Genomic DNA, 21,055 nt, shown 5'->3' with positions numbered 1-21,055 from the left:
GCGTGCCTTCATGACTGACACGCCTGCACGGCGAGAGTGAACATCGCCGCGGCGACACCCTCGCACCAGATTGGCGCGCCTTCAGTCATTCGCGAACGGAGGCGAGCAGACAGATGCTGCCAATTGGTGCGCCCGCCCAGCCATGCCGCGTGAGATGGGACAAGTGCATCGGCGCCAGATCAGCGACGTGCGCCTCCCAGCTCCGTGATGATCGCCTCGCGCTGCTTGAGCGAGGCCACGCCTGCCTCTCCCAGCTTGCTGGCCACCTCGCTGAGCAGACCTTCGGCGAGAAACATGAAGGCGCTCATGCTGTTGCTGTAGAAGAGGCTGTGATTGGGCACATGGAAACTGTGGCGCGCCAGCGACTCCAGCGGGGAGCTGGCCGAATCGGTCAACGCGATCACCACGACTCCGCGTTTCACTGCGACCTCGGCACAGGCCACCACGCTTGGGGTATAGGGGAAGCAACTGGCCACCACCAGCACGTCGCCGGCCGTCAGCTGGGCCAGCGCATCCGCCACGCCCTGACGACTGGCATCCAGCGGCGCCACGTCCGGGCGCAGCATGCCAAGTCCATAGGCCATGAACAGTGCCAGAGAATTGAACTGGCGCATGCCATGCAGGCGCACGCGCGGTGCCTCGGCCAGCAAGGTGGTGGCGGCCTCGAAGGCCGCGGCGTCCACCCTCTCCAACATGCCGAGAATATTGGCGCTTTCCTGGCGCCCCAGTCGTGCCAGCTGTGCCATGGCACCACTGTCGGCATCACGTGACGAGAGTCGCGCCGCCTGGGCGCTGTAGAAATGCTCGCCGTCCGTCACTGCCTGACGGAAGACAGCCTGAAACCGGCTGAAGCCCTCATAGCCCAGGCGCTGCGCCAGACGCGAGAAGGTCGAGGCATTCACGCCGGTCATCTCCGCCAGCTGGCTGATGGAAGATACCGCCGTGCGCTGCGGCGATTCGATCAGCACGGCCAGCACGCGTCGGGAACTCGCGCCGAGGCGGATCTCCACCTCACGGCGATCGATCGCCACCAGCAGCTGCTTCAACCCTTCCAGGGTCTCCGGCGGCGAGTCAGGGGATGCGGGCCCGGGGGCTCGGGAGGATGGGGGCATGGGATGCCTCCTTGGCAAGGGACAGGACAGATGGCGGCAACGGTAGCATCTCTGGCGGGTCGAGTCCGAAGGCACAAGCGACAACATGCAATTATTGATTGCATAAACGACAAATGCACTACATATTTGCATTACACCTTCGCGCCCCCGCCCCACGGAGCCCCCATGAGCCACGTCTTCCATCGCAACCTCCATCAGGACTACCCCACCGCCGTGCAGGGCGATGGCCCCTACATCGTCGACCGAGAGGGTCGCCGTTATCTGGATGCCAGCGGTGGCGCTGCCGTCTCATGCCTGGGCCACAGCGATGAAGCGGTAGCTCAGGCCATCAAGGATCAGGTCAGCCGACTGGCCTACGCGCATACCTCGTTCTTCACCAGCGAGCCGATGGAGCAGCTGGCCGACTTCCTCATCGAGCGCGCCCCCGCAGGGCTCGACTCCGTCTACTTCGTCTCCGGTGGCTCGGAAGCGGTCGAGGCAGCGCTCAAGCTGGCCCGCCAATATTTCGTCGAGATCGGCCAGCCCCAACGCAAGCATCTGATCGCGCGGCGTCAGAGCTATCACGGCAATACGCTGGGCGCGCTGGCCACTGGCGGCAACGCCTGGCGCCGCCAGCAGTTCGAGCCGCTGTTGATCAACGTCAGTCACGTCAGCCCCTGCTACGCCTATCGGGACCAGCAACCCGACGAGACGCCCGAGGCGATGGGCGTGCGTCTCGCCGCCGAGCTTGAGGCGGAAATCCTGCGTCTGGGCGGTGAGAACGTGATGGCCTTCGTGGCAGAGCCCGTCGTGGGTGCCACCCTGGGGGCCGTCACGGCGGTGCCGGGCTACTTCACGCGCATCCGCGAGGTCTGTGACCGCTACGGCGTGCTGCTGATTCTCGACGAGGTGATGTGCGGCATGGGACGCACCGGCAGCCTGTTCGCCGCCGAGCAGGAAGGTGTCACGGCGGACCTGATCACCATCGCCAAGGGGCTGGGCGCCGGCTATCAACCGATCGGCGCGACCCTGGTCAGCCAGCGCATTCGTGACGCCATCGCCAATGGCTCCGGCTTCTTCCAGCACGGCCATACCTACATCGGCCATGCCACCGCCTGTGCCGCGGCACTGGCCGTCCAGCAGGCCATCGAGTCCCGCGAGCTGCTCACACGTGTCAACGTCCTCGGCGAGGGACTGCAAGCACGCCTGGGCGAGCGCTTCGCGAACCATCCCCACATCGGCGACATCCGTGGTCGCGGTCTCTTCCAGGGCGTGGAGCTGGTGGCCGACCGCGACACCAAACGCCCCTTCGACCCTGCGCTCAAGCTGCATGCTCGCCTCAAGAAGGCTGCCATGGCCGAAGGCCTGATGTGCTACCCGATGGGCGGCACCCTGGATGGCCGCCAGGGCGATCACATCCTGCTGGCGCCGCCGTTCATGCTGGAAGACTCACATCTGGACGAGATCACCGACAGGCTGGGGCGTGCCATCGACACCACCCTGGCCAGCCTGTGACGGCTCAGCTGCAGGCGCATTGACTACCCACGATCTTTGAATGGATTTGAATGGAGTGACTTTCATGGCGATCACATCGCGCCTGACCGAACTGGATGAGGCCAGCATGAGCGCAGCCCAACGTGAGGTGATCGCCGAGATTCTCAGCGGCCCGCGCGGCAACCTCGACGGCCCGTTTCTGGCCTGGGTCCACAGTCCGGAGCTTGCCAATCACGCCCAGCGCCTCGGCGCCTTCTGCCGCTACGCCACCGGCCTTGAGCTGCGCCTGAGCGAGCTGGCGATTCTCACCACGGCGGTGTGGTGGAAATCCCAGGCGGAATGGCAGATCCACGCGCCGATCGCCGAGCAGGCCGGTCTCTCGCCGGATGTCATCACGGCACTGCGCGAGGAGCGGGAGCCTGAGTTCGACCGCGATGATGAGCGGCTGATCCATCGCGTCACCCGCGCACTCTACGCCGAGCGACGTATCGATGATGCGCTGTATGCCGAGGCCGTCGCGATGTTCGGCGAGACGGTCGTGGTCGAACTGGTTGGCATACTGGGTTACTACGCTCTGGTGGCGATGACGCTGAATGTCTTCGCCGTGCGGCGTGGCGATGACATCCCGCTGCCCTTCGAGGAGCCGAACGGCTCCTGAACCGCTCGCCGCAAGTCGCTCATCGCCTGGCGCCCATCGCCCTGGCGGACACGCTGCCGAGACGCAGGACGCCCTTGCCGAGATTTCCCCTGCGAGGCATGCTCGGGTTGTCACACTCTGCGCCCCGGCTGACTCCGGGGCGCGATGCATTGCGGCGCAAGCACCCCGACAACAACGACAAGACAACATGGTGAGCATTCGATGAGTGATAGCGAACACACGGAAGTGGCCGTGATCGGCGCGGGCGCCGTCGGTGTCGCCTGCGCCCTGTGGCTGCGGCGCAGCGGCCACGAGGTGACGATGATCGAGCGCGAGGGCATCGCCAGCGGCACCTCCTTCGGCAATGCCAGTACCCTCGCGGATTATGGCTGCCTGCCCATCGCTCGCCCCGAGATCTGGCGCAGCATGCCCTCACTGCTGCTGTCACCTGACTCCCCCTTCGTCATCGACTGGAAGTGCCTGCCGAAGCTCTCGCCGTGGTTGATGCGCTTCATGGGTCAGTGCAACGCCACGCGCTTTCGAGCCAACAGCGAGATGCTGGCGCGTCTGCTCAGTCACACCTACGAGGACTATCAGCCGCTGCTGGACGCTGCCCCGGCGGCGGCCGGGATGATTCAGCGCAAGGGCTGTCTATATGCCTACGGCAAGGCCGAGAACCTGCAGGCCGCACAGGGCGATATCCGGCTGCGTGACCAGCTCGGCATCCAGCAGCAGGTACTGACAGCGGACGAGCTGATCGCGCTGGAACCCGCCATGGCAGGCCATACCGCCGGCGGCGTGCTGTTCCCCTCTTCCTGTCATCTGGATGACCCGCAGGTGTTCATCGATACCCTGGCCGCTCCGCTGCGCGAGGAGGGCCGACTCGTCACCGCCGAGGTCACCCGCCTGAGCTCTCAGGCCTCCGGCATGCTGCTGGAGTACGCCGACGGCAGACGGCTGATGGCGGACCGCGTGGTACTGGCGGCCGGGGCCTGGTCGGCACATCTCGCCCGCCAGATCGGCGACAGGATTCCGCTGGATACCGAGCGTGGCTACCACATCGAATTCGATCTCGAGCACTCGCCGCTCAACCGCCCGACCTGTCCGGTGGAGAGCGCCTTCTACATGACGCCTCTGCGAGGCGCCGAAGGGCCGCGTCTGCGAGTGGCAGGCACCGTGGAGTTGAGTTCGCTTGCGGGGCCCGCCAACCCGGCCCGCTTCGACTATCTGGAAACCCGAGTGCGCAGGGTGCTGGGACTGGATGCTCCAGTAGCCCGGCGCTGGCTGGGCTTTCGCCCCACCCTGCCGGACTCCGTGCCGGTGATCGGCCCGTCACCCAACGAGCCACGCGTGATCCATGCCTATGGCCACCAGCATATCGGCGTGACCCTGGCGGGCGTGACCGGGCGACTTGTCAGCGAGTGTTTAGCCGAAGGCTTACCTGACTGGCTGGCACCCTGCTCCCCGGCACGTTTCTGATATTGCGCGAGGCATTCTAGGCCGAGCCTCAGGATGCCTTGTCCAGCACCCGCTGCCCGGGCAGCATGCGCGCCAGCAGCTGCTGCCACTCGTCACACAGGACGTCGGCATCGAAGCGTGCCGCGTTCTCGCGCGCCAGCAGGGACATCTGCTGGCGCCGCGGCGCGTCCTCGATCAGCAGGCAAAGCTCACGCGCCAGTGCCGCAGCATCTTCCACATCCACCAGCACGCCACTGCCGCCCTGGAGGATCTCCGCCGGGCCGGTCTCGCAGTTGGTGGAGACCACGGGAAGACCGAAGGACTGCGCCTCCAGCAACGTCATCGGCAATCCCTCCCAGCGCGAACTCATCGCGAACAGCGCCGCCCGCTGATACTCCTCTTCCACCCGGGAGGTGCGACCGACGAAGACCACGCTCTCGCTCAGTCCCAGCGTCCAGGCCTGGGCCTTGAGGGCGTTCTCATCCTCTCCCCAGCCGACGATGCGCAGTCGCCAGTCCGGATGTTGACGGGCGACCCTGGCCCAGGCCTCCAGCAGGACATCAAATCCCTTCTGCTCGGTGAGGCGGCCGACGGCCAGCACGGTGCGCGATGCCTGAGTCGGCGCATTCTCCTGGGGGATGCGCGGCACCGGATTCCAGATCGCCTGCACCTTGTCGGTGATGCCATAGCGTGCACGCCACGCCGTGGCGTCCCGCTCGGTCAGCACCACGATGGCATCCGCCAGACGCACCGCGGTCGAGCGCCCCACCGTGCGCAGGTGCGAGCCATGATGCGTGCCGAGATTGAAGTGCTCCCAGCACACCAGTCGCGAACGCACGAAAGGTGCCCATGACGCACAGAAGGCGAACAGGATGGAGTCCACCAGAATCACCGCATCCGCCTGATGGCGGCGCACCTTGGCAAGCAGACCCGAGCTGATGCCCATGAAGCGGCGCACGCTACCACGCGCTTCCTTGAGCTTGAGCTCACTGGTCATGACAGCGTCATCGAGATGAAAGGAGGTGGTCGCGGGACCGAACAGGCTGGTGATGGCGACATCATGTCCCGCGCGTGCCAGTCCACTGGCGATCTCGCAGGTCACGCGTTCCGTACCGCCGTCACTGGAAAGATTGCCGACGATGAACAGGATCTTCATTTCTCATGCGCTCCGTGCAGGGAAATTCACGCAGGAGAGTCGTGTCCGACAGGTACAGCCAGGGGCGCGATGTACCTGACATGACACTCTCCGGCGCAGAAAAAACCCGCCACCGACGAATGTCGATGGCGGGGTCTATTTTGAAGGGCTATTTCGAGTGGACGATATCGAGTGAGCCATTTCGAAAGGCTAGCTCGGAAGCCAGTTCGAGGGGCTCTGGCGAGAAGCCATGTCCGGGGGCTCTGGCGAGGGTCGATCACGCATGGCCATCGCGCTGTCTCGCCTGACAATCGCGAGCTCGGCGCGGTGTCATCAGACATCATGCGTCGCTCAGGAGGAGGCTCTACCGCCCGGCTTCGCCTCATGCAGAGCTGGGTGATGCTCCCTGTCGGAGACCTGGTCAATCACGCCACAGTCCTCGCAATGATAGCGAGGCGGCAGCCCGATCAGCCGCTGCCACCAGTGGCGCTTGATACGGTGCACGCTGGCACCGCCACATTGGGTGCAGAAACGATATCCACGCATGATGACTCTCTACTCCATGTATTCTCAGATATCCCGAGCACGACCCCGAGATGCTTCCATTACGTGCATGGCAACTGGCAGGACAGTCAAATGGCGCAATCGCCATCATGCGCTGCCCTCTACTCGGCAGACTGACACCGCGGGCTCGCGCCGTGTGGGCGTGGTAACGACAAGGCGATGACGACGTGAAGGCAACGGCGGCGCAGGCACCAGAAGGATGACGGCCTGACAGGTAACGTGGTCTGTCCATTATGCGCCTCTCGCGCGCACGCCGTTTCCGATATTCGCCGCACTGCATAGCAGCAAATCCGTCATGCTTTCGCCGCTCAGGCCGGTGACATCGCACCGCGCCCCCGTCCGATTTCCGGCGCCAGGGTGTGCTGCATGCACCCGAGATAGGCCCGTACCACGATGGCCTGATCGAACTCGCGCTCGATACGCTCCCGTGAGGCCAGCCCCGCCGCCTCCAGGGCCTCGCGGGGCATTTCCAGGCAGGCCTGCATGTGCTGCTCGAGAGAGTCGATGCTGCCGGCCTCGCACAGCCAGCCAGTGGCCCCCGGCAGCACCGAGCTGCGACAGCCGGGCACGTCGCTGACGATGGCGGGACGCCCCATCGAGGCCGCTTCCAGTACCGTACGCGGCATGCCTTCTCGGTAGGACGGCAACACCAGGATGTTGGACTCGGCCAGGAACGGCCTGACATCACGCTGTTCCCCCAGATAATGCAGCACGCCCCGCGCACGCCACTGGGCGATTTCCTCGTCACTGATCGCGGTGCGGTTGCTGATGCCCGACGGTCCGATCAGCCAGAAGCGTGCCTGGGGATAGCGCTCATGCAGGCGTTCCGCCGCTGCCACGTACTCCCGCACGCCCTTGTCGGCGATGAGCCGCGCGACCATCACGAAGGTCAGCGGCGGGCTCTGGGGCTGTTCGGTGAAGGCGAAGCGTTCAGGGTCGATCCCCGCACCGGGCAGCACCACGGAAGGTGTCGACTTCTGCAGCCCCATGCGCAGGAACAGCGCCTGGTCATCCCGGTTCTCGAAGAACACGCAGCGTGCGCCGCGATTGGCGATGCCGTAGAGCGCCCGTACCCGGCGGAACAGCCAGCTGTCGTGGAGGAAGGCGGTGCCCAGTCCCGAGACGTTGTTGGTGTAGGGGATGTTGAGCAGGCGACAGGCAAGCCCCGAGTAGATATTGGCCTTGATGGTGAAGTTGAGGACATAGCGTGGCCTGAGCTTGAGCAGCGTCATCAACAGCGCCATCAGGCTCTTGCCCTCACCCACGAGTGACGTGCCCTTGCCTTCCATCCCCAGCGGCCGATGCTCGACCTTGAGCTCATCGACCAGGCGCGCGCTGTGTGCATCGGTGGGAGCGAGACACACCACGCGATAGCCCGTGTCGCGCAGGCCCTCGATGACACCGCGATGGAAGTTGTAGAGGAAGAAGGACGAGTTGGAGACCAGCACCACCGTGGCGGGCCGGGAATCTGATGTCGGCATGTGGCTATCCTTGGCATGTGATGCAGAGGAACAAGCGAGGGGCACGGATCGCCTGCCCGGTGATCTGCCAACCACATGAGCGGCGGGAAGTGTGCGGGCAGGCGATCAGCGCGAGGCGTCAGTCGAGCAAGGCCGGGCGGCGTTCCTGCTGCCAGCGGCGAATCAGCCCGGTGTCGTAGGCCATGCAGACCACGTAGATGACCAGGAACGGGAAGCGGTAGCGCACTGCCGTCCCGTAGTTGAAGACCACCAGTCCATAGATGGTGAAGGCGCCGATCAGGTACAGCAGCCAGAAGAGCGTCTTCTCGCGCTGGACCTGCCAGCATTGCAGGGTCAGCCAGACGAGGAAGACCACCACCAGCAGATTCTCGCCGGCCTGGATCAGCTGCAGCGGGTTGGTCGCCTCCCAGGGCAGCGGTTTGATCAGGAAGTACAGCGCTCCCTGGATGCCCGTGACCACGAAGTCGCCGAAGCCCTGGATGATCTCGATATCCTCCTTCTTGCCGCCATCCTCGATGTACATGGCCGCACGGAAGAAGTTGATCTGGTCCACCGCCAGCGGGTAGATGATCAGTACGCTGGCGACCAGGCCGACCAGCAACCAGCAGAAACGCTTGAGAGAGAGGCCACGACGGCTGACGTCGTAGACCACGTAGACGCCGAGGAACACCAGCATGATCAGCATGTTCTGGAACTTGATCAGCCACAGCGGCATCAGCATCAGCAGTGCCCAGCCCGGTCGCCGATCGATGGCCAGCAGGAAGCTGGCCAGCATGAAGCCCGTCACCAGGGTATCGCGCAGACTCAGCGAGCTGTAGAGCACCAGACTCGGGTAGCAGAGCAGGAACAGCAGCACCGCATGCGAGATGATCCCGCGGCGTAGCATGACCATCAGCCCGCCGATGTAGAGAAACTTGTTGAAGAATCCCAGACTGGAAATCGTCTCCACCAGCGGCAATGGCACCAGGGCCAGCAGGCTCGAGGAGGACGAGACGGTCAGCGCATGGTCCACCGAGTCCCAATCCATGCTGCGAAATGCCATGACTTGTCTCCAGTAGCGAAACTGGTCCGGCATGTATTCCGGCGAGAACAGCACATTGTTGAGCAGGTAAGGCACCAGGCTGCTCAGACTCAGGATGATCGCGACGTTGCGGGTCACCCACCCGCGCACGAAGCCCACCATCACCAGTACCAGGCAAAAAAGCAGATTGGGCAGGTCGAGCAGTATGGCTTCCATGAAACGGCTCAGTCCCTGACGTCGGTGTGTGTAGCAGACAGGCCGGCATTGGCCGAGACGCGATACGTCGCCGATGCCCTGTCACCCGCAAACGCGGTGACCGGCACGACCTGCGTGTCCCGTCCCTGCACGCGTGCGGGAGTCGCGGACACGACTGACGGGCTGTCTTCCAGCTCTTGCGTGTTCATGCCTGCCGCCTGCATCAAGAGCCACAGGCACCGCATCAAGGGCCCTTCTTCCAGCTCCCCGGCCGCAGACGATTCCCCAGCGTGCGCCGCGCCACCAATGCGCTGTGGCGCGAGATCCAGTTGCGCGGTATTCGCCTGCGGGATGCCTGCCTCGCTGGCCAGTGCCTGAGTGATCGCCTCGCTGGCCCCGATCACCAATGCCGCCTGCGGATACTTGAGCGCCATCGCACGTCTTGCCGCGTCGCGACGATTCCCCGCCGCTGCCAGCTCCTGCGCCAGCGCCGCGACGTGGTGGATGACCACCGGCACGCGTCGCCGATTGAGGCGCGCCGCCTTGAGCGCCGTCAGGTTGGCTTCCAGACCGCTGGACATCAGCACACAGGGCTTGTGGCGCGCCAGGTAGCGCGTCAGGGCCAATGACAGGGCCAACGCCCCCTGCCTGCCAAGCTCCACCAGACGCACGCCATGCGCCAGCGACGTGACGACTTCTTCCTCGGCATGCGGCAGTACCACATCCACCTCGTGTCCCAGGCGGGTCAGACCCGCGGCCAGCGCCAGCATCTGACGAGTCTCGCCATGATCGGAGCCGGCCGAGACGAATAGCGCCATCCTGTGCGTTTTCATAACGATTCCTTTGCAGTGGATGGACACCCCCGAGGGGGTGTCCGCGCGAGGTTCATGCCACTCGCTGGAAGACGCCCCGTGCCTGACGCTCCCAGGAAGCCGGCAGCAGCCTCATCACCCGGCGGATGCCACGCTTGCATTGGCGTGTCATCCACTTGCCACGCTGCAACTTCAGCATGGCCAGCCATTCGGGGTTGACCATCTGCTGGGCATCCACGCAGTAGACCGGCTTGCCGGTCATCTGCGCGATGCTGCTGGCCTGCCCCACTTCACTCTCGATGAACAGCCGACAGCCCGACTCGCGGTAATAGCCGGCCTTGTGGCTGGCATGACAGCCCAGTTTCAGTCGCGCTTCCTTGCTCGGCAGATCCAGCATGATCAGTCGCTCATAGGTCACGTCATGGCGCGCAAGCCAGGCCTCCGTCTCGGGGCGGTACTTCTCGAGACGGTTGGTGACCAGCGAGTGCACCCGGTAGGTGGGCAGATGCAGCGGGGTCGCCTCGAGCAGGAATCTGCGATAGCGCGGGCCGTCATCGTTGTCTTCGGGAGAAGGATCGAGACACAGCACGCCATCGATATCCACGCAGGCATCCTCCAGTGCCGGATGGTGGAAGAGGTTCCACTGGAAGGCGCGCGGGTGTTCGAGCTCGACGAGCGCCAGATCCACTTCATTGGTGACCCCGGGGTTGGCGTAGATCACGCAGGTCATGATCTCGCAGGGGCAATCCGCCGGGATGCGCGCCAGGGAGGCCTTGAGCGAGGCACCGCTGTTGAGGCTGTCATCCACCAGCAGCACGCGACGATAGGCCCAGGCGGAACGTGTGCCTTCCTCGGACACCTCGCCGGCGGTGGACTCGCGCAACTTGCGCGTGATGCCCTTGCCGGGCACGCCATCCGCCAGGAAGGTATCGAGATCGGTACAGGCGCGATTGAGCATCGCGCTGATCATGTAGGCCGGCACCATGCCACTGCGCGGAATGCCGACGATCAGGTCGAAGTCCCCTGCCTGCAGGCGTGACATCTGACTGGCGATGTCACGGCCCAGATCGCCGTAGCTGCGATAGTTCATGCCGCTGCCTCCGTGTCCTTCGCCTGCCCGGGCGTGGCAGCCTTGCGACGCGTCAGCTTGGCGAACATGTCGCGGCGGACCAGCGACAGCACCTTGTTGCGCTGCATGTGGTGCAGATAGCCCAGCCCGCGGCGGAAGTTGGCGAGGCGCTGCTGGGTGGTGCCGGGCGCCATCACGTACTGCTTGAAATAGTGATAGAGCGGGATATACAGGGTGTCGGCTTCCGGCAGCGTGCGCGTGGCGCAATAGAAGGTGTCGATGGCGGCCAGCATGTCGCGCTGGTAGCGCTGCTCGACCTCATGGTCCTGCTGCTGGGAGGTCCAGGAGCCCTTGGCGTTGCGACGATAGACGCAGGCGGCATCCTCGTAATAGAGCGTCTCACCCAGCAGCGCCATGTAGGCCTGCAGGAAGAAGTCCATGATCGGCGCACCACGGTAGGATTCCAGCATGGCGTCCACATGCGACTCCACGCGGCGGAAGGTCAGCGCCGGTGACGGAATGGAGCCGCCCCGCAGCCCGATGATGGCCTCGGGGGAGAGACGCGCGACGCTGTCGGCATAGCGGCAGATGATCGAATGCTCATCGCGATGCTCGTCATACTCGATGGCCGGGTGGAAGCACACGGTGGCACGCGGGTTGGCATCGAACAGCGCCACCTGACGCGCCAGCTTGTCGGCCTTGACCCAGTAATCATCCCCTTCGCAGTAGGCGATGATGTCGCCGCGCATCACCGGCATGCAGAAGGTGATGGGCCACACGTGCTGCGAGTACTGGTTCACGTCCTGCAGGATCGGCCGGATGATGGAGGGGTAACGCGCGGCATACTCCTCGATGATCTCGCGCGTGCCATCGGTGGAGGCATCATCATGCACCACGATCTCGAAGGGAAACCGCGTGTGCTGCATCAGAAAACCATCCAGCGCCATCGCGATGTAGTCGCCGTGGTTGAAGGCGAAGCACATCACCGAGACACGCGGCGTGGAGAGATTCCCCTCCCAGTTCGCCATGATGGTGGCTTCATCCGCCGGTGCCGGGGGAACCGGAATCGGCCCTTCCTCGAGGGCGCCCCCCGTGACCGGGGTACCCTGCGCCTGGGAATAGCTCACTTCAGCTAGCATGAAGATTCTCCACTTTCCGTTGTGAAAGACGATCTCGTATCAGACCAACACCCGACTGCCAGGCCGGAAAGCGCAGCAGGCAAGAGAGCAACAGGTAACTTGCGCCGGAGAGACATCCCAGTCCCAGCAGCGCCGCCCACGGAGACCAGTCTGGCGATGCCGCCAGATGCTCCACCGCCAGCCAGCAGCAAAGCGCGATGGCCGATGACAGCATCAGGCTCGGCAGGAAGTCGGCGCACTGCTCGCGGATGCTGTAATCGATCAGCGTTCGCGAGAACCACGCATTGGGGATGTAGGACAGCACCGCCACCACGATCTGACCGATCAGGATCGCGATCACGCCGTGTTGCCAAGTAAATACCAGCACCACACAGATCAGCAGCTTCTTGATCACCTCAAGCCCCAGGAACAGGTCCGAGCGTCCCTTGACCTGAAGCACATTGAGATTGAGGGCACTGAGCGGATGCATGACCGCGGCGATGCACATCAACTGCAGGTAGGGCACGGCGTCCAGCCAGCGGTCGGGGAACAGTGCCTCGAACAGCGGTCGGGCCAGCGCCGCCATCAGCAGCACCCCGGGAAACAGCAGGTAGACCATCAGCTGCAGGATGCGCCGATAGGCATCCTTCAGCCGCACCGGGTCGTGCTGGATGCTGGCCAGGGCCGGGAAGGTCACGTTCTGGATCGCGGTTACCAGCTGATTGATCACCAGCTCCTTGAGGCGATCGGCAAAGAAGAACAGCCCAGCCACCGAGGCCGAGAACAGCTTGGCGATCACCAGCACGTAGAGATTGACGAACACCACGTCCAGCATGCGCGACAGGAACATCTTGTAGCCGAAGCTGAACATGGCCTTGAAGGCGTCCATGTCGAAGGTCAGGCGCGGACGCCAGCTGCCCCACCACCATAGCAGCGCCGTGGTCACGAAGGCCGCCGTCAGCATCTGGCCCGCCAGCGCCCAGACCCCGAAACCCAGCCAGCCCAGCAACACCGCGACGCTGCCCGAGATCACGCTGCCGGGGATGCCGGCCTTCATGCGGGTGCGAAAATCCAGTGCCCGGTTGAGCATCGCGCCCTGGATCACCTCGAAGGCGTTGATCAGCACCACCAGCCCGCCGATACGCACCAACATCACAAGCCGTGGTTCAGCGTAGAAATCGGCAATCAACGGAGCGCTGAGATACAGCAGCGCATAGGCCACCACCCCGAAGCCGATGTTGCTGAAGAAGGCGGTGCTGGCATCACGCGGGCCGAGAGCCGGCAGACGCAGGATGGCCTGCTGCAGGCCCGAATCCATCATGGCCGAGGCGATGGTCAGGAAGACCAGCACCATGGCCATCAGCCCGAAATCCTCCGGCAGCAGCAGACGGGCCAGCAGCAAGGTGACGATGCTGGCCATGCCACGGCGCAACAGCTGATCCATGAAATTCCACAGGATGCCCACGGTCGTCTTTTTAGTCAGTGACACGTGGCAACGCCTCCGGCTGCTTCTCGTGAAGAGGGGAGCGGGCGCGAAGCAGGCTCTGCAAGCGACGGCTGCCAGAGCTGATCCATGCCCTCAGCGGCGGGCCCCCAGGGTGCATCTCCTGACAGCAGGGTGTACTCCGCCAGCCGCGAGACGACGTCGGCGGGCGAGCACCACATCAGCACATCGATGATCGAGAGACTGCCGACGAACTCGCCCTCGCGTGCGCCGGGCGCCGCCTGGCGGTAATCACGCGGATGGCTGGAGAGAAAGGACAGACGCAGCCCTGACTGCTCGAAGGCCTCCCCCCGATAGAGCTTGCGCCCGCCGCGCTGGCGGGAAAGTTCGATGAGACGGTCCTGCGCCGACTGGCTGCGCTCGTAGTCCATCTCGCTGGTCAGCGCAAAGCGACACTCGAGCCCCAGATAGCGGCAGATCGTCTCGAAGCTGAACTGGCACAGTGCCCCGATGCGGCGATCCTCATGCATGAGAATCGTCTGCAGCAGCGGCATGACCTCTGCGTAATGCGGCGCCTTGGCATAGGCATGGTGCAGAGTGGTCAACAGTGACTGGGGGGTCGGTGCGAACGACAGCTCGCTGATGCGCCGATTGGGTGAGGCATCCGGCACCGACAGCGTGAAGCGATGGGCCTTGCCGCCCAGCAGCACGCTGTTGCGGTTGATGTAGCCACGCGGGATGTAGGCGACGTCGTCATAGATGAGGAATTCGTCACAGGCGTGCATCAGCTGGAAGTAGCCCAGATGCGGCAACAGGTAGGGTTGCATGATCGCGATGTTCATCGTTCAGGCTGCCTTCTGATGCCGATCGACGATGACGCGCACCGCGGCGAGAATCTCGCTGACCTGAAGTCCCGAGAACAACGGCAGACACAGGATACGGCTGGCGATGTCTCTGGAATGCACGATCTCGGGCTGCTGGAAGTCCGCGTCCTGCAGGTCTGCCGCCGGTCGCCCCAGAAATGCCAGTGACTCCAGCGACGGACAGAAATAGCGCCGCGGCTGGTAGCCTTCCCGCTCCAGACGCTGCATCACCTCCAGCAGGACACTTTCGCTTTCCAGAATGATCGGGAAATAGGCGTAGTTGAGGCTGACGCCCGGCTGACGTGCCTGAAGCTGCACGTTGCCCTGAAACGCCTGGGCATAGGCATGCCAGACCAGCGCGCGGCTCTCGAGGTTGCCCTCGATCTCGTCGAGCACGCACAGCCCCATGGCGGCCTGGAACTCGTTCATCTTGGCATTGATGCCCAGCTCCTCGATGCACTCGGGGCCGGTGATGCCGAAGTTGATCATCTTGCGGGCACGCTCCAGGTCTTCCTTGCGCTTGAAGATGATCGCGCCGCCCTCGATGCTGTGGAACAGCTTGGTGGCATGGAAGCTCAGGGTGCTGGCATCCCCGTACGACAGCAGGCTGTTGCCACGGTAGGTCGCGCCGAAGGCATGGGCGCCGTCATAGATGACCTTGAGGTCGTGCTCTTCCCCCAGCGCATCGATGGCTTCCACGTCACAGGCGTTGCCGAACACGTGCACCGGCACGATGGCGCGGGTACGCGGCGTGATGGCCGCCTCGACCTGTGCGGGGTCCAGGCACAGGGTGGCAGGATCGATGTCCGCGAAGACCGGCTGCATCCCTTCCCACTTCAGGCTGCTGGCCGTGGCGATGAAGGTGAAGGGAGTCGTGATGACCTCAGCGGGTTCGCGCTGCCCGACCACGTTGTTGATCCCCAGCGCGCGATAGGCCACCTGCAGTGCCAGGGTGCCATTGCTGACCAGCAGCAGATGCTTGACGCCCAGATAGGTTTCCAGGCGCCGGGTCAGTTCCTGCTCCAGCGGGCCATGATTGGTCAACCAGCGGCTCTGGAAGATGGCATCCACATAACGATCGAAATTCTTCCGCTCGGGAAAATAGGGGCGCGTCACCGTGATCATGATCTCGACTCCTTTCGTGCATCAGACAATGGGTGGTAGCTCATGGGCCCCTGTCAGGTCGCGAGTGCCAGGGGTAACCGGAGGAAGGAGGGTCGGCTAGCGCGACCCGTTCCCGCTGATCACGATCCGGATGGTGCGAATCACCACCAGCAGATCCAGCCAGAAGGAAAAGTGCTTGATGTAGAAGAAGTCGTATTCAAGCTTGCGGATCATGCCCTCGACTTCCGCGGCATAGCCCTGCTCGACCTGCGCCCAGCCGGTGATGCCCGGGCGTACCACATGGCGGTAATGGAAGAACGGCACATCCTTGCGATACCAGTCCGCCAGATTCATCGATTCCGGACGCGGCCCGATCAGGCTCATGTCACCCTTGAGCACGTTGAACAGCTGCGGGAGTTCATCGAGACGGCACTTGCGGATGAAGCGCCCTACCCGGGTGATGCGCGGGTCACTGCCTTCCTGGGTGAAGCCGGCCCCCTTCATGCCGTCATACATGCTGCGAAACTTGTAGACGGTGAAGGGACGGCAATGAAAGCCCATGCGTGGCTGACGGAAGACCACGGGGCCCGGGCTGTCCAGTCGGATGGCCAGCGCGGTCAGCAGCATCACCGGTGCCAGCAGCGGCAGCAGCACCAGCGCCACGCTGAAGTCCATCCAGCGCTTGATGACCTCGTAATCCTCACGCGGCATCAGCGAGCCGAATTCATTGGCATAGAGGTGATCGAGCAGCACGCGGCCGGTGATCATCTCGTGGGCCTGGGTGGCGTGATAGACGGGAATGCGGTGGATCGTGCAGTCAGCGAGGAAGCTCTCCCACTCACGGGGCATCTCGGCACGCAGGTCTGCCACCACGCCATCGATGCGCCGCATGCCCACGAGGTCCGGCCCCTTGAGTGTCAGCCACTCGACCTCGCGACGCTGACACAGCGCCGGCGCCTTGCCGAACGGCACCACGGCAAAGCGCATGCGCCGGACATGGGTGTCGATGTAGTAGTAGGCCGTGCACAGGCTCACGGCGAGCAGGAAGGACAGGCCGACCTGATGCCGCGAGTAGTCGAGATCGAAGACCCCCAGCGCCAGCATCAGCATCAGATAGCAGATGACGATGGTGGGTACCACGTAGAGGTAGGAGCGGGTCCCCGGCAGGCGCGACAGGCGATTGACGGCGGTGATGGACAGCGTATAGGCCACCCCCGTGCCGATCATGGCGTGCCATTGGGCATCGCTGGTCAGCCACCAGCCATGGTCACCGGGTACCAGCTCGTTGAGCCCCGCCTGGTAGAGTGCCGGCGCGATCACCACCACCAGCATGCCGAAGACCAGCTGCAGGCGTTTGCTGGCGATCAAGCGCTCGTAATGATGCGAGTAACGACGCTGGTGCTCCATCGATAAGGGTAAACCGCTCATCGTGCCATCTCCTCCGTGATTCAAGCGTCATGAGAGCCGTGCCGCGACACGGCATCAGGTATAGCTGTAGTTGTAATACCCGTAGTGCTGCTTATCCCCGGCCTGCTGCTCAATGGCATTCAAGATCGCGCCCTTGACGTGGATGCCGTTGTTCTCGAGCTTCTTGCGAGCATGTTCCAGCTCACGCACCTGGTTCATGCCGAAACGCGCCACCATCAGGCTCGCGCCGACATGGCGCCCGATGATCAGCGCCTCGGTGACGGCGAGTACCGGCGGGGTATCGATGATGATCAGGTCATATCGCTCTCCCAGCTGCTCCAGCAACTGGGCAAAGTTTTCCTGCATCAGGAGCTCGGACGGATTCGGTGGTGCCACCCCACGGCCCAGGAAGTCCAGGTTGTCGATGCGCGTGTGATAGATGACCTCATCCAGAGGACTTGCGCCGCTGAGGACATCCGATAGGCCGCCCTGCTCGGAGGTGCGCTGGAAGGCGTGGTGAAGATGTCCGCGCCGCATGTCGGCATCGATCAGCAGCACGCGCTGGCCGGCCTCGGCGCTCACCGCGGCCAGGTTGAGGCTCACGAAGCTCTTGCCGATGCCCGGACTCGGGCCGGTGAACATCACCGACTTGCGCTGATTGTCCAGCAGCGCGAAGTGCAGGCTGGTGCGCAGGCTGCGCAGCGCCTCGATGCTGATGTCGGAAGGCTGCGAGGTCGCCAGCACGCCCTGATAGATCTCGCGCCCGGACTTCTCGCCCTTGAGGCGCACGCGACGCATCATGCCCTGCTGCAGCGGCGAGAGCGGGATGGTGGCGTAGACCGGCAGGTCCAGGGACTCGATCTGTTCGGCGCTGTCGATGCCCTTGCGCATGGAATGCCGCAGCAGGATGCCCAGCACGCCCAGCAGGAAACCGGCCATCGCGAAGACCACCATCATCAGCGAGGTTCTCGGCGAGATGGGGCCAGGCTGCAGGACGGCGGGATCCAGAATCCGCACGTTGCCGACCGTACCGGCCTTCTTGAGGCGCACTTCTTCGCGCTTGTTGAGCAGCGCGACGTAGATTTCCTGGCTGACATTGACGTTGCGGTTCAGATTGAGCGCTTCGCGCTGCGCCGCCGGCAGCTGTTCCGCCTGCTTCTGGACCCGCGCCTTTTCCTGATTGAGGGAGTCACGACGCGCCACCAGTGCCCGATAGGCCGGGTGCTCATGGGTGTAGGCACGCGACAGCTCCGCCAGTCGCAGCTTGATCTCGGTCAGCTGGTTGTCCAGCCCCACCAGGTTCTCCATCACCTGCTGGCTCTCGGCGGTCAGGTCCACGGAATCGCGGCGGCGGCGATAGTCGTTTAGGGCGGATTCCGCCTCATCGAGCTGGCCGCGCAGCGTCGGGATCTGGTCACCCAAAAAGCCCAGCTGGTTGTCGGCCTCGGCGGATTCGCGCTCGATGTTCTGCTGCAGGAAGACGTCGGTGATAGTGTCCAGGGTGCTGACGATGGCCTGCTGGTCGCTGCCGGACAGACTCAGGGTCACCACGCCGGTATCGCTGCCGTTGCGCTCGGCGGTGAAACGCGACTTGATGGAGTTGATGGCACTGAGGTCCGAGATGCTGGTCAGCGCGAAGCGCGCCCCGGGGCTGGCCTCCATGCGCTGGACGAAGACCTTGATGTCACCGGACAGCGCATTCTCGCCCACCGTGCCATGCATCAGCAGGTTGCCCTCGGCGTCCAGCAGGCGATAGTGCTGCTCATCGACCACTTCCAGGGTCAGCGTCTGTCCCTGCCACTGGCCGCCAAGCTCCAGCGTGGTGACCTTCAGGACGTCATCCCCCCAGGCATATTCATTGCCGCCGAGACTCTCCGGCAGACGCATTCCGCGATGGGACAGCCAGTCGCCGATGACGGGGTAGCGCACCGGTGTGACGACGATGTTGAGACGCTCACGCGCCACGGCCTGCCCGAGCACCAGCCGCGAGGCCAGGATCTCCAGCTCGTCACTGGTACTGCCCTCCTCGGGGCCTCCGGACTGACCCGTCAGCGTGCCCAGCAGGCTGGCGCTGCCGCCCTTGTCCTCGATCTGGATCAGCGAGTCAGCCAGATAGATGCGCTGCTGGCTGCCGACCACATAGATGCCGATCAGCGTCAGCAGCACGGTGCTGGCGATCAACCACCAGCGACGATGCCAGAGCAGTGCCAGCAGGGTGCTGAAGTCCAGGCGACGCGTCGCGTCCCGGCCAGCGTCACCGGAAGATGGCGGCATGGGAGAAGTGAACTGATTCATGGACCTCAATCTCCCTCGATGTCGTCGATGACCGAGACGAAGGCCCCGGTACTGGTGACCGACGGCAACAACTGACTCAGCACGCGGTTCCAACGGCTGACCGGTGCCGCGGTGACATAGACCACATCCCTGGGCTGCAGCGGGAAGCGTGCCCCCAGCATCAGCGAGGTGGCATCGGAGATATCGAGCACATAGACGGTGGCGAGCTTGTCAGCGTCCGGGCCGTTCTCACGGACCACGAAGACACCGGAGGGGTCGGCACGGTCTTCATCCACGCCACCGGCGCGTGACAGGGCATCGGTCAGACTCAGACGCTCGTTGCCCACCGGCATGTTGCCGGGCTTGAGGACCTGCCCCAGCACGAAGACGTTCTGGTCGGTCGCCACCGGGATGTTGATGACGTCGCCATCGTGCAGCAGGCGGTTCTCACGCATGTTGCCCTGCTGCAACAGCTGATAGAGGCTCAGGTGCTCCTGGTGGCCGTCGCGGGTCAGGGTGATGTCGTGGGTATTGGCGAGTTCGGTGACGCCACCACTGGCACTGATGGCATCGATCAGGGTCAGGGGCACATCGGTGACCGGCACGAAGCCCGGCTCACGGACCGCGCCGCTCAGATAGACGCGCTGCGAGCGGAACTGGGCGACGGAGACGTTGACCTGCGGGTCGGTGATGAAGCGTGACAGGCCACGCACCAGCGAGGCGCGCACCTCATCCACGGTCATGTCCTTGACGTTGATGCGCCCGACGTAGGGGTAATACAGCGTGCCATCCGGCTGCACGATGTAGGTCAGCGCTTCCACCGTCTGGCGCTGAACGCCCGTCTCCTGGGCCAGATCCAGCGGCGTGCTCAGATTGATGGCCAGGATGTCACCGCCACCCACGCGGTAGACGTAGCGCTTGATGTCATCCACCAGAGCGTCATCGGCCGGGGCTGTCTGAGCCGGGAGTGCGCGATAACTGCTGATCAAGGCCGGCGTGATCGGGCTGACCGTGACATGGTCCGACAGCGGCGCCGTCTCGACCTCATAGTCCATATGGCCGCCAGGGGCGAAGGCACAGCCTCCCAAGGCGGCCAGCATTATCGCCAGGGAAACTCCCCGCAGCGTCGATCTGGTCGATCTCTTCATAACCTCTGTCATCCCCTGTAAGCCCTGCGCTCTGCTCGATCACATCCTGATCGGCGCATTCATCGTGTATCCGGACACGCTACCGCCCCGAGGAATCGGCTTTCTCCCCTGCAGCACGTGGAAATTCTGTGACGTTCCCTTGCGAGACAGACGCGAATCATGCCCTGCCTCCGCCAGCGCGCCGTTGAACGAATGGTGACCTGTCAGGATCGACCCAATCCCGACATGTACCGGATCATGAAAATCATCCAACGGCATCAGACCATCCTGATCCATGACACGTCCTGAAGAATCAGCACAACTCATCATGGCGACATGAAAGATAATCACGACATCATCACCGATGACCCATGACTTTCATGCTCGACATCATCAGTATCGTCATTGAAGGATGACTGATAGCATGATCAGCCATTACAGGAGGGCATCAGAACGAAAATGAGGACTCATTTCCGCCGATATTTCAGAGATCTCTCGACACTTTCCCGAGTATCAACAACGCATCACGAGAAGGCCTGGGTGAATCGTGAAACGTCAATCTCCGCATTGCATCACCGGAAGAGCAAGGGCGAACCCTCTGCATCCGGCATCAGGAGAAGATGACATTCACGTATTCTGGAGTGGTGAGACACAATGAAATACAGCAACTTGCGACCAGTTCGTACCTGCCTGACTTCCTGTCGGCCTTTCCATTCTCTTCTCCCATGCCACGAACTGGCGCCATCGAGACTGACAGCAGC

At 63.7% G+C, this 21,055-nt stretch carries 17 protein-coding genes; 3 read left to right on the top strand and 14 right to left on the bottom strand.

Going from position 1 to position 21,055, the window contains the following annotated elements:
- Positions 1-179: 179 nt before the first annotated feature.
- Entirely contained in the window at positions 180-1,112 is a 933-nt protein-coding gene (locus HXS66_RS15895) for a MurR/RpiR family transcriptional regulator (protein ID WP_176504026.1), read from the bottom strand.
- A gap of 165 nt (positions 1,113-1,277) precedes the next feature.
- On the opposite strand from HXS66_RS15895, the gene HXS66_RS15890 reads away from it, so the two are divergent.
- From HXS66_RS15890 to HXS66_RS15880, 3 genes are all read left to right on the top strand, one after another.
- Positions 1,278-2,606, top strand: a complete 1,329-nt coding sequence (locus HXS66_RS15890) for an aspartate aminotransferase family protein (RefSeq protein ID WP_176504025.1) — start codon at positions 1,278-1,280, stop codon at positions 2,604-2,606.
- Between the two features lie 64 nt (positions 2,607-2,670).
- A complete protein-coding gene (locus HXS66_RS15885; RefSeq protein ID WP_176494387.1) occupies positions 2,671-3,243 on the top strand; it encodes a carboxymuconolactone decarboxylase family protein in 573 nt (190 codons plus the stop codon).
- A 201-nt stretch (positions 3,244-3,444) separates the two neighbouring features.
- Positions 3,445-4,701: an FAD-binding oxidoreductase gene (locus HXS66_RS15880; protein ID WP_176504024.1), complete on the top strand. Its 1,257-nt coding sequence runs from the start codon at positions 3,445-3,447 to the stop codon at positions 4,699-4,701.
- 28 nt (positions 4,702-4,729) lie between these two features.
- Here the strand turns inward: HXS66_RS15880 and HXS66_RS15875 are convergent, their stop codons facing one another.
- The 13 genes from HXS66_RS15875 to HXS66_RS15815 form a co-directional block, all read right to left on the bottom strand.
- Complete coding sequence (locus HXS66_RS15875; RefSeq protein WP_176504023.1) at positions 4,730-5,836, bottom strand: glycosyltransferase family 4 protein; 1,107 nt, start codon at positions 5,834-5,836, stop codon at positions 4,730-4,732.
- An 851-nt stretch (positions 5,837-6,687) separates the two neighbouring features.
- On the bottom strand, positions 6,688-7,860 hold the full coding sequence (locus tag HXS66_RS15870; protein WP_084208247.1) for a glycosyltransferase family 4 protein: 1,173 nt from the start codon (positions 7,858-7,860) through the stop codon (positions 6,688-6,690).
- Between the two features lie 118 nt (positions 7,861-7,978).
- A complete protein-coding gene (locus HXS66_RS15865) occupies positions 7,979-9,097 on the bottom strand; it encodes a hypothetical protein (RefSeq protein WP_176504022.1) in 1,119 nt (372 codons plus the stop codon).
- An 8-nt stretch (positions 9,098-9,105) separates the two neighbouring features.
- Positions 9,106-9,909: a glycosyltransferase family 4 protein gene (locus HXS66_RS15860; protein WP_176504021.1), complete on the bottom strand. Its 804-nt coding sequence runs from the start codon at positions 9,907-9,909 to the stop codon at positions 9,106-9,108.
- A gap of 52 nt (positions 9,910-9,961) precedes the next feature.
- Entirely contained in the window at positions 9,962-10,978 is a 1,017-nt protein-coding gene (locus HXS66_RS15855) for a phosphoribosyltransferase (protein WP_176504020.1), read from the bottom strand.
- Positions 10,975-12,096, bottom strand: a complete 1,122-nt coding sequence (locus HXS66_RS15850; RefSeq protein WP_176504019.1) for a glycosyltransferase — start codon at positions 12,094-12,096, stop codon at positions 10,975-10,977. Before HXS66_RS15850 ends, HXS66_RS15855 begins: the two co-directional genes overlap by 4 nt.
- On the bottom strand, positions 12,086-13,564 hold the full coding sequence (locus tag HXS66_RS15845) for a lipopolysaccharide biosynthesis protein (protein WP_176504018.1): 1,479 nt from the start codon (positions 13,562-13,564) through the stop codon (positions 12,086-12,088). Before HXS66_RS15845 ends, HXS66_RS15850 begins: the two co-directional genes overlap by 11 nt.
- Positions 13,555-14,361 (bottom strand): WbqC family protein, encoded by an 807-nt coding sequence (locus HXS66_RS15840; protein ID WP_176504017.1) that lies wholly within the window; start codon positions 14,359-14,361, stop codon positions 13,555-13,557. Before HXS66_RS15840 ends, HXS66_RS15845 begins: the two co-directional genes overlap by 10 nt.
- A 3-nt stretch (positions 14,362-14,364) precedes the next feature.
- Positions 14,365-15,507 (bottom strand): DegT/DnrJ/EryC1/StrS aminotransferase family protein, encoded by a 1,143-nt coding sequence (locus tag HXS66_RS15835; RefSeq protein WP_077374068.1) that lies wholly within the window; start codon positions 15,505-15,507, stop codon positions 14,365-14,367.
- A gap of 96 nt (positions 15,508-15,603) precedes the next feature.
- Entirely contained in the window at positions 15,604-16,914 is a 1,311-nt protein-coding gene (locus HXS66_RS15830; protein WP_240499685.1) for an exopolysaccharide biosynthesis polyprenyl glycosylphosphotransferase, read from the bottom strand.
- Positions 16,915-16,968: 54 nt separating this feature from the next.
- Complete coding sequence (locus HXS66_RS15825; RefSeq protein WP_176504016.1) at positions 16,969-19,188, bottom strand: polysaccharide biosynthesis tyrosine autokinase; 2,220 nt, start codon at positions 19,186-19,188, stop codon at positions 16,969-16,971.
- A 5-nt stretch (positions 19,189-19,193) separates the two neighbouring features.
- Positions 19,194-20,315 carry a polysaccharide export protein gene (locus tag HXS66_RS15820; RefSeq protein ID WP_103751396.1) on the bottom strand — a complete coding sequence of 374 codons (1,122 nt, stop codon included), beginning with the start codon at positions 20,313-20,315 and terminating at the stop codon, positions 19,194-19,196.
- Between the two features lie 39 nt (positions 20,316-20,354).
- Positions 20,355-20,591, bottom strand: coding sequence for a hypothetical protein (locus tag HXS66_RS15815; protein WP_176504015.1), 237 nt, complete (start codon positions 20,589-20,591; stop codon positions 20,355-20,357).
- Between the last annotated feature and the right edge of the window lie 464 nt (positions 20,592-21,055).

Origin of the sequence: Cobetia sp. 5-11-6-3, assembly GCF_013374055.1 — a bacterium.
In the GTDB taxonomy this organism is placed as follows: Bacteria; Pseudomonadota; Gammaproteobacteria; order Pseudomonadales; family Halomonadaceae; genus Cobetia; species Cobetia marina.
The sequence above is the reverse complement of the archived record's forward strand: the minus strand, read 5'-3'. Positions and strand labels throughout refer to the sequence as shown.

Coding starts and splice junctions, on each gene's coding strand:
- HXS66_RS15835 (WP_077374068.1), bottom strand. CDS start 15,507: ATGATCACGGTGACGCGCCCCTATTTTCCCGAGCGGAAGAATTTCGAT.
- HXS66_RS15850 (WP_176504019.1), bottom strand. CDS start 12,096: ATGCTAGCTGAAGTGAGCTATTCCCAGGCGCAGGGTACCCCGGTCACG.
- HXS66_RS15880 (WP_176504024.1), top strand. CDS start 3,445: ATGAGTGATAGCGAACACACGGAAGTGGCCGTGATCGGCGCGGGCGCC.
- HXS66_RS15815 (WP_176504015.1), bottom strand. CDS start 20,591: ATGGATCAGGATGGTCTGATGCCGTTGGATGATTTTCATGATCCGGTA.
- HXS66_RS15860 (WP_176504021.1), bottom strand. CDS start 9,909: ATGAAAACGCACAGGATGGCGCTATTCGTCTCGGCCGGCTCCGATCAT.
- HXS66_RS15890 (WP_176504025.1), top strand. CDS start 1,278: ATGAGCCACGTCTTCCATCGCAACCTCCATCAGGACTACCCCACCGCC.
- HXS66_RS15825 (WP_176504016.1), bottom strand. CDS start 19,188: ATGAATCAGTTCACTTCTCCCATGCCGCCATCTTCCGGTGACGCTGGC.
- HXS66_RS15865 (WP_176504022.1), bottom strand. CDS start 9,097: ATGGAAGCCATACTGCTCGACCTGCCCAATCTGCTTTTTTGCCTGGTA.
- HXS66_RS15820 (WP_103751396.1), bottom strand. CDS start 20,315: ATGAAGAGATCGACCAGATCGACGCTGCGGGGAGTTTCCCTGGCGATA.
- HXS66_RS15870 (WP_084208247.1), bottom strand. CDS start 7,860: ATGCCGACATCAGATTCCCGGCCCGCCACGGTGGTGCTGGTCTCCAAC.
- HXS66_RS15875 (WP_176504023.1), bottom strand. CDS start 5,836: ATGAAGATCCTGTTCATCGTCGGCAATCTTTCCAGTGACGGCGGTACG.
- HXS66_RS15885 (WP_176494387.1), top strand. CDS start 2,671: ATGGCGATCACATCGCGCCTGACCGAACTGGATGAGGCCAGCATGAGC.
- HXS66_RS15840 (WP_176504017.1), bottom strand. CDS start 14,361: ATGAACATCGCGATCATGCAACCCTACCTGTTGCCGCATCTGGGCTAC.
- HXS66_RS15895 (WP_176504026.1), bottom strand. CDS start 1,112: ATGCCCCCATCCTCCCGAGCCCCCGGGCCCGCATCCCCTGACTCGCCG.
- HXS66_RS15855 (WP_176504020.1), bottom strand. CDS start 10,978: ATGAACTATCGCAGCTACGGCGATCTGGGCCGTGACATCGCCAGTCAG.
- HXS66_RS15830 (WP_240499685.1), bottom strand. CDS start 16,914: ATGAGCGGTTTACCCTTATCGATGGAGCACCAGCGTCGTTACTCGCAT.